9 protein-coding genes are annotated in these 12,935 nt (G+C 40.5%); 3 read left to right on the forward strand and 6 right to left on the reverse strand.

Annotation, left to right across the window (positions count from 1 at the left end; all coding sequences use genetic code 11):
• Positions 1-5 precede the first annotated feature (5 nt).
• The 4 genes from L1D51_RS08660 to L1D51_RS08675 all read right to left on the reverse strand — a co-directional run bounded on the left by L1D51_RS08660 (position 6) and on the right by L1D51_RS08675 (position 4,738).
• On the reverse strand, positions 6-1,169 hold the full coding sequence (locus tag L1D51_RS08660; RefSeq protein WP_055198854.1) for an efflux RND transporter periplasmic adaptor subunit: 1,164 nt from the start codon (positions 1,167-1,169) through the stop codon (positions 6-8).
• A gap of 213 nt (positions 1,170-1,382) precedes the next feature.
• Positions 1,383-2,471, reverse strand: coding sequence for a 6-phosphofructokinase (locus tag L1D51_RS08665; protein ID WP_239963453.1), 1,089 nt, complete (start codon positions 2,469-2,471; stop codon positions 1,383-1,385).
• Positions 2,472-2,542: 71 nt separating this feature from the next.
• Positions 2,543-2,956, reverse strand: a complete 414-nt coding sequence (locus tag L1D51_RS08670) for a hypothetical protein (protein WP_130167527.1) — start codon at positions 2,954-2,956, stop codon at positions 2,543-2,545.
• 87 nt (positions 2,957-3,043) lie between these two features.
• Positions 3,044-4,738 carry a cyanophycinase gene (locus L1D51_RS08675; protein ID WP_239963454.1) on the reverse strand — a complete coding sequence of 565 codons (1,695 nt, stop codon included), beginning with the start codon at positions 4,736-4,738 and terminating at the stop codon, positions 3,044-3,046.
• A 343-nt stretch (positions 4,739-5,081) separates the two neighbouring features.
• On the opposite strand from L1D51_RS08675, the gene L1D51_RS08680 reads away from it, so the two are divergent.
• From L1D51_RS08680 to iadA, 3 genes are all read left to right on the forward strand, one after another.
• Positions 5,082-8,009 carry a TonB-dependent receptor domain-containing protein gene (locus L1D51_RS08680; protein ID WP_239963455.1) on the forward strand — a complete coding sequence of 976 codons (2,928 nt, stop codon included), beginning with the start codon at positions 5,082-5,084 and terminating at the stop codon, positions 8,007-8,009.
• Positions 8,010-8,151: 142 nt separating this feature from the next.
• A complete protein-coding gene (yfcC, locus tag L1D51_RS08685; protein ID WP_239963456.1) occupies positions 8,152-9,561 on the forward strand; it encodes a putative basic amino acid antiporter YfcC in 1,410 nt (469 codons plus the stop codon).
• 11 nt (positions 9,562-9,572) lie between these two features.
• Positions 9,573-10,739 carry a beta-aspartyl-peptidase gene (iadA, locus tag L1D51_RS08690; protein WP_239963457.1) on the forward strand — a complete coding sequence of 389 codons (1,167 nt, stop codon included), beginning with the start codon at positions 9,573-9,575 and terminating at the stop codon, positions 10,737-10,739.
• Between the two features lie 29 nt (positions 10,740-10,768).
• On the opposite strand, the gene paeA is transcribed toward iadA, so the two are convergent.
• A complete protein-coding gene (gene paeA / locus L1D51_RS08695; RefSeq protein WP_239963458.1) occupies positions 10,769-12,055 on the reverse strand; it encodes a polyamine export protein PaeA in 1,287 nt (428 codons plus the stop codon).
• Between the two features lie 139 nt (positions 12,056-12,194).
• Positions 12,195-12,887, reverse strand: a complete 693-nt coding sequence (locus L1D51_RS08700; protein ID WP_055021854.1) for a substrate-binding periplasmic protein — start codon at positions 12,885-12,887, stop codon at positions 12,195-12,197.
• Between the last annotated feature and the right edge of the window lie 48 nt (positions 12,888-12,935).

The following is a 12,935-nucleotide window of genomic DNA, read 5'->3' on the forward strand; positions in this document are numbered from 1 at the left end:
CTCCGTTACTGGCTGTTAGCTGCTGATTCTGCAGGCATTGCATTGACTGGTGCACCTGGGCGGATTTTCTGTAAACCTTCAACAATTAACTTATCGCCACTGTTTAGGCCGTCTGTCACTAACCAGTTTGAACCAACAGTACGATCAGTTTTAAGCACACGTGCTTCTACGGTATTGTCTTTGCTTACTACCATGGCAGTAGGCTCACCTTTGGTGTTTCTGCTTACGCCACGTTGCGGTGCTAAAATCGCATCACTTTTCACACCTTCAACAATCACTGCACGAACATACATACCTGGTAGTAGTAATTTTTCTGGGTTAGGAAATTCAGCGCGTAAGGTTACTGAGCCTGTGCTTGGATCAACAGTCACTTCAGAGAATTGCAATGTACCTTTATGTTGATAAGTACTGCCGTCTTCCATCTTTAATTCAACTTTTGAATGTAAAGCGGCATCTTTATCAAGATCACCCGCAGCAATGGCTTTTTTCAAACGTGTTAGTTCACTGCTTGACTGGGTTAAATCAACATAGATTGGGTCTAATTGAGTAATGGTTGCTAATGCTGTTGCTTGATTAGCACTCACAAGGGCACCGGCAGTGACATCTGATTTACCAATTTGACCACTAATTGGCGCTAACACTTTGCTGTAGTTTAAATTGATTTCAGCGGTTTTAAGCTGCGCTTGAGCCGTTAGTAAATCAGCTTTTGCACCTTTGTATGCTGCATCAGCTTCGTCGTAATCTTGTTGGCTTACTGCTTTGATACTCAATAGCTCTTTATAGCGTTCTGCTTTTGCCTTGGCATTTGCAATACTTGCTTGAGCTTTAGTAATAGCGGCTTTACTAGTCGCTACTTCAGCTTCAAATGTAGATGGGTCAATCTGATATAAAGCTTGGCCTTTTTCAACCTCTGCACCTTCAACAAACATACGTGATTGAATAATACCGTTAACCTGCGGACGAATTTGCGCGATACGTGAAGCAGCCACACGACCCGGTAATTCTTTAGTTAGCGTAAGTGGTTTGCTTTGCATCTCAATAACACCAACAGGAACAGCTTGAGCTGCCTGCGTTTGCCCTTGAGCCGATTCTGATTGGCCGCAGCCTGATAATAAAACAGCACCAGCCAAAGCTGACACTGCAAAAAATGGAATGCGAGAGCGCTGCATGTGTAGTTCCTTAGTTTAGAGTGAACGATCATTCTAAACTAAAAAAGGCACAGATCAACCATCTTTAAAGAACTTTACATTAAATAAAAAACTTGCTTTAACGCATGAATTTTGTGCAATAAATAAATTGCTAATTGATTTATTACGAACGTAAGTGAGAAAGTTGTTTTAAAACTATTAGTTATGCGAATTGAAGTTATATCAATTCGCAGATTATTCGCCTAAACACATGCCCATTGCGCGGGCACTTGCTATTAAAGAATGTTCTAAAGGAATGACGCGATATTCAGAAGTAGCTTCTTTTAAACTGATTGGTTTAATTTCACCATCTTTACTGACAGGAATAAAACCAAACTGGCCTTTCTTTACTAGCTCGAATGCTTGCACCCCAAACTCTGCTGCAAGCACCCTATCAAACGCATTAGGTGTGCCTCCACGTTGAATATGCCCTAATACGGTTACTCTTACATCAAGATCAAGCGCCACACGTATTTGTGAAGCAAGCTGCTCAGCAATGCCACCAAGCACTGGGTTTTCGTAACCAAGTTCATTTGATTGTTTACTAACAACACCACCAGCAACAGGTTTTGCTCCTTCTGAAATGACAATGTTGGCAAATCCATGGCCTTTATCAAATCGTGATGTTAGTTTGGCTTTAATAGCTTCAATATCGTAAGGAATCTCTGGAATAAGTGCGACTTCTGCGCCAGCTGCAATAGCAGAGTGCAAACAAATCCAACCGGCATCGCGCCCCATTACTTCAGTCACAATCACTCGGTTATGACTTTGCGCTGTTGGTATTAAACGATCAATGGCTTCGGTGGCGGTGTCGACAGCAGTCTGAAAACCAATTGTGTAATCAGTGCCATATAAATCATTATCAATAGTTTTTGGTACCCCAACGATATTTAAGCCATGCTCAAATAAATGCTGAGATACCCTATGTGAACCATCACCACCAATATTTATAACGGCATCAAAACCAAGTTGCTTAATAATACTGATTAACTCATAAGAGCGGTCAATAAACACTTGTTCACCCGCTATTTCAGCAGGAAATGCGGTAGGATTCCCTTTATTAACAGTTTCGAGAATTGTTCCACCACGAACATGAATACCCGCCACAACTTCACTAGTTAAGTGTATAATATCATTTGGCTTTTCAAGCACACCACAATATGCTCTTCGGCTACCATACACCTGCCAATTGCCATCATGTTCAGCTGCTTTAACCACCGCTCTGATCACCCCATTGAGACCTGGGCAATCCCCCCCACTTGTTAATAGCAGTAATTTTTTCATTGTGTTACCAACTTCGTTCACTGATTAATTACAGATTAGCTTATATGTTGAAGTTTCGCGTATGACTTACATCAACTAAAACTTGGTTTTTTATGCGTAGAAAAAAGCGCAACAAATAGCACTAGTAATACATACTTAGGCAGACTAGTCAGTAAAGTGGTGTTATCAATATTTGCAGAAAAGGTGTTAACAGCAAAATATAAATGCAGCGCTAAAAATGGTGTCAGCAATATAAAGTATGAATACGTTTTATCTTTAAGATACAGCGACTTACTAATGAGTAAAAATACTAAAAGTAACGCTAACAAAGGAAGGCCTAAAGTCACGATATCAACCATTGATAAAGCAAAGTTAGGTGACAAGTCATAAAGGGCTGAAAGTACTTCGGTTGGAATCGCAATAGCCGAGCCATAACCTATGACTGGTATAGATAAATAGGCAAATAAACAGCCAAAGATAAATAAAAGTAGTACGTTATATTTCATAACCCCATTCCATGGTTTGTTCATTATTAGCCTTACGCTAACTAATAATGAACAAATAATCCACTACTTTTTCAGTACCTTACATCGTTAAAATGTCTTAACTTTAAAGGCTAGGTTTTCTACCGCACAGCCTGTACTACTCGTATTTACACGGTAATAATGAGTATTGTCTGTGGCATTTAAATCTAATAAAAACTCATCATGCTGAGCAACTGCTTGTTGCTCTTGTGTTAAGCACATAGCTTGTACAAGCGAACGTAATTTAGCATCTGAAAAAATAGTGCCAAAACGCTGCATCGGCAGTGGCGGAATTTTAATACTAGGGAGTGCATTATCAACAGTTCGTTTAGCTAGAGTAAAACCATCCTTTGTTACATCAATAACTGCACCAGCAGGCCAATAACTGATTGCTCCGTTGTTTTTAGCGTCAGATTTAACATGCACGACACCGCTTTTACCAATCACCGTCATTAGTGCGGTTTCACCAGCACGAATTGATACAAGGGCGGTGGTCTCATCAATGCCAAAGCCATGCTGTTGCCCGGTATCTGCCAGTAATCTTGCCAAACGCATTGTTCTGTTGCGCTCGCTAAAGTGTGTATCAAGGACACCGTAAGTAAAACTGCCAAGCCCACCTTGTTTTTCATAGGTAAGACTGTCAGCCGAAAGCTTATCACCGCATTCATTTTCACAACGCTCACTCGGCGCAGACACCGCAAACGAGCCTTCTCTCATTGCCGCTAAACTTGTACCATTTGAAATCATCGGCACTATGCCGTAGGCATTTTTACCACCACTTTGCACCGCTGTACCTGCGCTTGTGCCAACAAGTAATGGTCTTTGTAAAATTGCGTGAGTCCAAGGATATTGCTTACCGTTATCATCAAACAGTACTTTTCTGGTTAAACTCTGATCGCCACCGTTAAACATCATCCCCGTCGCATTTTCAATCAGTTTAACTAAATGATCGACCCCTTTATCACAAAGCGCTTTTTCGGCCTTAATTCGATCAGGGTAAATTGTCTCTCGATTAAAAACGCCCATAGAGTCAGTACGTAAAGAATCCAAACTCTCACATTGCTTACTGGTAATCGCTTTTGCTAAAGCGGGTGTTAAAGGTAACCAGCTTGATTCTACACCCTTAAAGTTTAATAGCCCTTCATAAAAGTCAGCTGATTCATATGGATCTCTGCTTGAAGCCGTAACCGCTAAAATTGTTGGTGATTCGGTGGTTGTTTTTAATGAAGCAGCAACAAAATCTAAAATATCATTGGCCGCACGTTCGTTATTATCACTAGTACTAACCTGCTCTATTTGACGGGTCGAATCTGTATTTAATACAGCCACTTCAAGTGAGTCTATGACAAAGCTGTATTCTGAATCAGTGAGTTCGTTTAGTAACTTGTTATCTAAATCACGCCATGCCCATAAAATATCACTTTTAGTGATCACACCTGACTTTTCACGTGCAATCTGTGCTAATACCTTAAGCGTTTGCTGACGATTTTTTTTATTCTTGGTTGGCCAATTTGTCTTTATTGCAGATAAAGCATCATTATTTAATCGAAATTGATTATTCTGTTTACCACTAATCTGTTTATTAGAAAGACAATTTTTAGGGCTCATACTTGAGCAGGTGGTCAAAGATCCGCCGACTAAGACCAACGTTTGCTGTTGATCATTTGCATAGACTTTGCTGCCAAATGATGCGAAAAACAAACCAAATACCAAAGAAAAAGCTGAAGTTTGATATTTAGTCTTTTGCTCCTTAAGGATGTTCATATTGTTACACTCTTGTAAAAAAATATTAGAAAATTGCTTGCGCAGCTTTTTGTTGCTTGCTATAAAAAAAAGGAACATTTAAAAACGCGAGTAAGCTAGCACTGTATCGCTAGCTTTGTCAAAAGACCTTACGGATTGGAATTATGTTGAAAAACGCATTATCGCTTTGCACATATTTCTACTCTCCACACTACCTTTCGGAGTGGTTTGACGAGTAGCCACACCTCACTTCCTGTGAGGGGCTAGTTGTGTCTATAACCCACTGCCCTGTCTAAAAAATTATAACAATTATTCAAAACGTCACGGTTTTGCCGTGTGTTTTTTAAGACAAAGGTAAATCAATATGTTTCGTCAGTTATCAATTGCTGTAGCAATCAGTGCTGTGCTGTGCCCAGTACAAGCTGTGTATGCTCAAAACGACCAACAATCAGAAAAAATTGAACGAGTAGAAGTAACAGGATCACGAATTAAAGGGGTTGATTTAGAAGGAACCATCCCGCTTACAGTGCTTGACCAAGATGCAATCAAGCGCTCAGGAGCGAACACTATTCATGAATTATTAAAAGATTTATCCGTTTTTAAAGGCGGATCCGGTACCTTTTCAACATCTGAAAGTGGTGGTACATCAACCTCAACGCCAGCGGGTCAATCCGCTGCAAGCTTAAGAGGTATGGGTCCTTCTGCAACATTAACGCTGATTAATGGCCGCCGTGTTGCACCAAGCTCGTTCGCAGCAGGCACTGAAAACTTTGTCGATGTGAACTCAATTCCACTTGCTGCAATCGAGCGCATTGATATTTTAGCCACTGGCGCATCAGCAATTTATGGGGCTGATGCTGTCGCTGGTGTTATTAACTATATTCTCAAAGATGACTATCAAGGAGCTGAAGTAAATACTTCTTACACCAATAGTTTTGACAGTCATGACGAAGCTAAGAAGCAACTTAACTTAGTCTACGGAACCAATATCGGTGAAAGTAACTTAACGGTATTTGCTGATATTTACGACCGCAATGCCTTTAAAGCGACAGACAGAAGTTATACCGCAACACCTAATCTAGTGAATGGTTACTCATATTTACCGAAACTTGAGAACTCACCAAACATTTATTATTACAGCAGCCGAGATGGCAATGAACTACCAGCGCCAAACTGTAAAACAGAGCTTGTCACGACTGAGTATGGTGAGCAAATTTGTGCTTACTATGCAAACCAAGATGATTACCTAGAAACCCCATTTGAAAGCCTTTCAACTGGCTTTATGTTTAACAGCACCTTAGGTGATTTAGATTGGCATACCGATTTCTTCTATAGCCAAACTAAATCAAAAGCCTATTCATCACCTGCACCAATCAATCAAATAAACGACGATGATGGTCCGTATATCATAGAGGATGCGCTATTCATTTATGATAACGCTGATGGCAGTAACGACTTAATGGACCAGCTTTATATTGATCCATTTACCACTCAAGCGGGTCGAGAAGTGTATGGCTTTGCATTTGATGCACGTTTTAATTCACCGCGTACAGTTGAAGTTGAAACTAAAAACTTTCGCTTAGTCAGTAGCCTAGCTGGTTACATTGGGGACTGGAGTTGGGAGTCAGGTATAACATTTTCTCGTTCTAAGTCAGAGCAAGAAGCGATTGATGGTATTTACAACCGCTACCAATTTCATGCTGCAATCACTGGTGAATTATGCTCCGACGGTTCAACTGCTACATACGATGGAACACAGCTCAATTGTGCGCAAGGTCAGTTAATGCCATTCTACAACCCTTTTTTACAGGGTGATGCTAATAATGATGCGGTGCTTGAGCTTGCAAAAGCAAACCCAAGTAGAAATGGTGAGAGTACAGTCTACGGATGGGACTTAAACTTTAATGGCGATTTATTTACATTTAATGAGTTACCCATTTATGCTGCATTTGGTATTGAGGCTCGCCGAGAAGAGTTAAAAGATATTCCGTCTTTAGACTCACAAGCGCGTGCTGAAAATGGTTATTTAGTCGATGTTTTTGGTTTTGGCTCGAGCTTATCAGAAGCAGACCGTACGCAGTACGCTGCATTTGTAGAGTTGAATATGCCAGTTACTGAGCAGCTAGAACTGCAAGTTGCTGGGCGTTACGATCATTACGATGACTTTGGTGGAACGTTTAACCCTAAAGTAGGTTTAAGCTACCGCCCTTCAGATTCTCTAATTATTAGGAGCTCTTGGTCAACGTCGTTTAGAGCACCTTCATTAACTCAAGCTGGCGTAAAATTACGTACCACACAATCAAGCTTTGATTGTGGCGCAAATCAGGCTGTTGCAGATTTATACTGTATGGGCGATGGTACAGAAGTCAGTGTTAACAGCCTAGAACTAGGTAATCAAGCACTCAAAGCCGAAGAGTCTGAAGCGCTCAGTATTGGCTTTGCATGGAGCCCATCTGTAAATACCAATCTCACTGTCGATTATTGGCATTTTGATCATGAGCAAGTCATCGATACCAATATGACTGCCGTACTAGATAGAGCAATCACGGATGCTTCTCTTCGTCACTGTGGCTTAGTACCACTAGGCCAACAAGGTATTTCGTACGAGCAGCAGCTGTGTGAAGTAACCGATAATGCAGGCCTTAATATCGAAAGTGATGGCGCTAATCTTTCAGAGATCCTAACAAACTATATTAGTGAGTTTAATCCGCGAGAAGATGAGCTATTCCTGCCGCTATTTAGAGACCATGTTATTCCACTGGAAAATACCGGCACACAAACCTTAGCGGGTATCGACTTTAAGTTCGATCATCGTTTTCTTTTTGCAACAGGCAACTTAACACTCGCTTTCGATGGTACACACTATTTAGAGTTTGAGCGAAACAAACCCGGTTCAGATGCAATCGAAAAGTTAATCGGCACTTATCGCTACCCTGAAAATGTAGGCAGATTCTCTATCGATTGGGATGCCGAGAGTTATTACATAAATCTAGGTGCCAATTATACCAGTAGTTATGAGGATGATATTGAAGGGCTACGTGGCCGTGAAATAGATGAGTTAGAAGAACTTGGCGAGCTTAATGATGAGTTAAAACGCGATGTTGATGACTGGCTAGTATGGGATTTATCTGCCGGGTATTTTATCAATGATGCATTATCAATCCGTGCTAGTATCGATAATATCTTCGATAAAGAACCGCCTAAACTATATGGTTCAAGCCGAGGTTTTGATTCTATAAATCATAATGCTTATGGTAGTCGCTATACGTTAAGTTTGAGTTATCGCTTTTAGCAAGGTATGGGCGACTTAATAGTCGCCCACACTTTTGAGCTTACGTTATCTTAAACTAACGACTCTCAGTATTATTCTTTCTTAGCAAGGGCTACAATACCTTGCTTATCTTATAAACGTCGAATGACCTTTAAGTGACTTTATGAAAAACAAACAGTTTGCGATGCCAGATGCGAGCATCATTTTGTTGTGCGTCGCCGTTATCGCCTATTTTGCCAGCCTATTTATAACCCCTGGTGTGTTTAATGCCGAAAAAGATAGCCATAGCGTTGAATTATCACAATATCAAATAGCCTCAGATCATACCCCGCCAGCATTTTTTGCAGAAGGTGGTGAAATTGGCCTCGCTAATGTTTTATTTGAAGGGTTAGTGTCAGGTGATAAGTATGGCGCAGCGATTGGTGTGATGGCGTTTATTTTAATCACTGGCGGTGCGTTTGGGATTATCTTAAAAACCGGTGCGATAAATAACGGCATAATGGCACTCATTAATAAAACACAACATATTGAGTGGGTATTCATTCCTCTCTTGTTTGTGCTTTTCTCTTTAGGGGGTGCGGTTTTCGGCATGGGTGAAGAAGCCATCGCCTTTTGTATTGTGTTATTCCCGATTATGAAGCAACTTGGTTATGACGCAAAAGTTACCGTATTAACAACCTATGTTGCTACACAAATTGGCTTTGCCACCTCATGGATGAACCCATTTAGCATTGCCATAGCTCAGTCTATAGCTGAAATTCCCGTTTTTTCTGGCGCAGGGTTCAGAATGGTTGCTTGGCTTGTTTTTACTTCATTTGGCCTTGTATTCACCATTCGCTATGCCAATTCTATCAGAGCAACTAAACAACAATCTAACCAACACAAAGACAGTGCAATAAATTTAGATAACGCAGATAAACTAATCTTACTTACTTTTATTGCTGGCATTATTTGGGTTATTTGGGGTGTGATGGCTAGGCAGTATTATATTCCTGAATTATCAGCGCAATTCTTTTGTCTTGGTATTGCTTGCGCTGTAATCGCCAGCCTATTCAAAAAACAAACTGCCAATCAAAGCGCAAACGCATTTAAACAAGGTGCCCAAGAGCTCTTACCTGCAGCGCTTTTGGTTGCTTTGGCAAAAGGCGTTATTTTAATACTTGGCGGTAGCGATTTAACGTCGCCTTCAACCCTTAATACCTTGCTGTATTATAGTGCCACCAGCATCTCAGTTGTGCCCGATTATATTGCTGCTTGGGGCATGCTATTATTTCAAAGTGTATTTAACTTCTTTGTTTCGTCAGGTTCAGGACAAGCAGCCATAACAATGCCGCTAATGTCGCCGCTTGGTGATTTGTTAAATATCTCACGTCAAATTGTGGTGTTGGCATTTCAGTTGGGTGATGGTTTAACGAATATTTTTATTCCGACTTCTGCTAGCCTTATTGGCTGTTTAGGTATTGTTAAATTAGATTGGAGTGAATGGGCACGTTTTATTTGGCGCTTCACTTTAGCTTTGTTCGGCCTTGCCAGTGGTTTTATATTTCTCGCACACTTTATTAACTATCAGTAAAAGATTTAATTATGTTAACACTTATAAAAGGCGCAGACGTTTTCGCCCCCTCACCTTTAGGTATTCAAGATGTTCTGATTGCTGGCACTAAAATAGTTGATATACAGCCTGAAATAACTATCGATACTTATCAGGGGATTACCACGATTGATGGCACTCATTGTATTTTGGCCCCGGGGTTTGTAGATTCACTCGTTCATATAACTGGCGGAGGCGGCGAAGCTGGCTTTGCAAGTAGAACACCAGAAATGAACCTGACTGATGCAACACTGCATGGTACAACAACCGTTATTGCAGCTCTTGGCACTGACTCAAGTAGCCGAACTCATAGTAATTTGATTGCTAAAGCAAAAGAGCTGAAAGAGCTTGGGCTCAACGTTTTTTGTCATTCGGGCTCATATCATTTACCTGCGAAAACACTGACAGACTCTATCACCAGCGATTTAATGTACATAGATGAGTTTATTGGCGTGGGAGAAGTTGCTATATCGGATCATCGTAGCAGCCAACCCACAGTGCAACAGCTGGCAGAGCTTGCCGCTGAGTCAAAAGTAGCTGGCATGTTAAGTGGTAAAAAAGGCACTGTCAGCATTCATGTTGGCCCTGTTGATACACATTTATCGTTATTGCATGAGGTTGATAAGCTAACCGATATTTCGCTAGCACAATTTTACCCAACTCACATGAATCGCAATATTGACTTACTTAATGCTGGGGTAGAGTTTTGTAAAGCCGGTGGCACTATCGACTTTACAACAAGTACAACCGAGTATGACCTTGCTCATGGTGAATACTCTGCCGCACACGCACTAGCTTACTGCCTAGAGAATAAAGTCGACCCAACAAAACTAACCATGAGCTCAGATGGCCATGCAAGCCTTCCTATTTTTGACAAAAGCTTTAACCTGCTTGGCCTTGAAGTAGGCAAAGAGTCCACATTGCATGGCTCGTTTGTAGAAGCTGTGCAAAAATACAATGTTTCGATTGAACACGCTTTAATGGCGATTACATCAAACCCTGCACAGATACTGGGTATCAATAAAGGTGTAATTAAGCAAAATGCAGATGCCGATCTTGTGTTACTTAATAAAACAACGCTTGCGCCAACAGAATGCTGGTCAAAGGGTGTTCATATGATAAGCAAAGGCAAAGCACTTGTTAAAGGCGCCTTTGAATAAGGCCGCAATCGGCGGCCTTAAACACTATGCTAAACATGTTCCGAAATGCGAGTAACGAGTAGTTGCTCGACTTTCACCCCTTCAACATCAACAACCTCAAACTTATAGCCAGCATAGTTTATAAACTCGGCGCGTTTAGGCAGGCGTTTCATGGTGTAGATCAAAAACCCTGCGACTGTTTCGTAATGAGACTGTTCAGGGAACTCTTCAATTTCAAGGACTTTAGCAAGCTCAACCACAGGTGTTAAACCATCGACCAGCCAAGATGAATTATCACGTTGAATAATTAACTCTTCACCATGGTGGCTAATTAAGTCGCCCATAAATCCTTTCATTAAATCTTTAACAGTAACAATACCTACCATTAGCGCGTACTCATTAACCACTACGGCAAACGGCTCTGCCGCTTTTTTGAAAGTATTTAGCGCCTCTGAAAGACTCAATGTTTCTGGCAGATAAAAAATATCTTGGCTTATTAATTCATTGTCGATTTCAGCGGTTTGCCCTTTTAGCACCTTGCGTAGGATATCTTTTGATTCAACCGAGCCAATTAATTTATCTAAACTACCATCACACACTAAAAAGTGATTATGAGGGTGCTCAATAATTTTGGTTGCAACTTCTTGAGCATCAGCTTTTACATCAAAATACACAATTTGATCGCGAGGAGTCATCACACTCGATAAAAAACGTGCTTCTAAATCAAATACATTGCCAATTAGCTCATATTCTTGTTGCTGTAAGCTGCCGTACTCTGCCCCTGCATCCATCATCGCAACGATGTCTTCTGTGGTGACAATATCTTCTCGCTCAGCAGGTACTTTAAAAGCGCGTAAAACCAAATTAGTTATACCATTAAAGAAAACAACAAAAGGAGTGAGCGCAAAGGTCACCCAGCGCATAATGGACACCACGTTTACCGCAACCGCCTCTGGCATAATCATGGCTAACCGTTTAGGTAATAGGTCAGCAAATAAAATAAACAAAGAGGTAATACTCAAAAACGAAATCAAAAAGCTGATTTGACTCAATAACGGGCCTTGATAAATCATGCCTAAGATTTGTTCTATGTAAGGAGATAATGCTTGCTCACCAACAATACCACCTAAAATGGCAATTGCGTTCAGGGCAATTTGTATCATGGCAAAAAATGCCCCAGGTTGCTCTTGCAAGCTAAGCACTGCTTGGGCTTTTTTGTTCCCTTCGTCCACCATCACTCGTAATTTGATCTTACGAGATGCCGCAATCGCTATTTCGCTCATTGCAAACAATGCACTGATCAAAATTAAAATCATGATAATGAGTAAATCACTCATTGTAGCTCCTAATAATTAAGCGCATTCAGAGTGTTGAATGCAAACAACTTTTTGCTCGTTTAGGCTGGCGAGAGTTTGGCGAGAATGGACAAAAAGCAGCTGATTATAGCCACTTTGTAGTAATCAACAAGTGCTATTTTTAATCGTTAATAGCAAAGCCTTTATTTAATTTTTCAAGAGTCACAGGATTGATATTTTTATTGCAGGCAAAGTATAACTGAGGTGTGCCAACGGGCAGTTTAAATATCGGTTTTAAATCTTCAAGGGTGCTATCATTATTACGTTCATGTTTAAACTGCTCATCACTAAGGATGACTAAATCGATACTTGAGCGTCTGCTTTTCAGTACATCATAAATGTTGTCAAAACTATCAAGTAAGATCAGCTGATTACGTTCATCAAAGCCGTTTTCTTTTAAGTAAATATGTGAATAGTTATTTTTTAATACAGCAATTCGGTATTTCTTAGCTTCGTCTATGCTCGCTATTTTTACTTGCTCAGATTTAAACGAATAGAATGACGCTGAAAAGCCACCAATTTTCGCTACCCAAGTAAACTTATCTTCGCGTGCCGGAAGCCTTGCCATAGAAAAGATGCAGGTATTGCTATCACGCAATGCAGCGTTATACGAAATTGACCAAGAATTTACTGACACCTCATAATCCACGCCACTTTTATCTAAACCTGATTTAACTTTATCAACTACAGTGCCAGTTAATTCGCCATTTTCATCTAGGTATTGGAAATTAGGGAAATTTTCGGTCACCACAGTAATTGCTGCAAAACAAGGTTGCAGAAAAAGCAGCAATGACAAGGTGATAATTGAGCGCATAATGAGCGATACCAAATAAATTATAATTATTTTTTATAATAATATAGC

Origin of the sequence: Pseudoalteromonas shioyasakiensis, assembly GCF_022398475.1 — a bacterium.
Taxonomy (GTDB): Bacteria; Pseudomonadota; Gammaproteobacteria; order Enterobacterales; family Alteromonadaceae; genus Pseudoalteromonas.

Bases quoted from the DNA above. Each gene is read 5' to 3' on its own strand.
- L1D51_RS08660 (WP_055198854.1), bottom strand. From the start codon at position 1,169: ATGCAGCGCTCTCGCATTCCATTTTTTGCAGTGTCAGCTTTGGCTGGT.
- L1D51_RS08665 (WP_239963453.1), bottom strand. From the start codon at position 2,471: ATGAAAAAATTACTGCTATTAACAAGTGGGGGGGATTGCCCAGGTCTC.
- L1D51_RS08670 (WP_130167527.1), bottom strand. From the start codon at position 2,956: ATGAAATATAACGTACTACTTTTATTTATCTTTGGCTGTTTATTTGCC.
- L1D51_RS08675 (WP_239963454.1), bottom strand. From the start codon at position 4,738: ATGAACATCCTTAAGGAGCAAAAGACTAAATATCAAACTTCAGCTTTT.
- L1D51_RS08680 (WP_239963455.1), top strand. From the start codon at position 5,082: ATGTTTCGTCAGTTATCAATTGCTGTAGCAATCAGTGCTGTGCTGTGC.
- yfcC (WP_239963456.1), top strand. From the start codon at position 8,152: ATGAAAAACAAACAGTTTGCGATGCCAGATGCGAGCATCATTTTGTTG.
- iadA (WP_239963457.1), top strand. From the start codon at position 9,573: ATGTTAACACTTATAAAAGGCGCAGACGTTTTCGCCCCCTCACCTTTA.
- paeA (WP_239963458.1), bottom strand. From the start codon at position 12,055: ATGAGTGATTTACTCATTATCATGATTTTAATTTTGATCAGTGCATTG.
- L1D51_RS08700 (WP_055021854.1), bottom strand. From the start codon at position 12,887: ATGCGCTCAATTATCACCTTGTCATTGCTGCTTTTTCTGCAACCTTGT.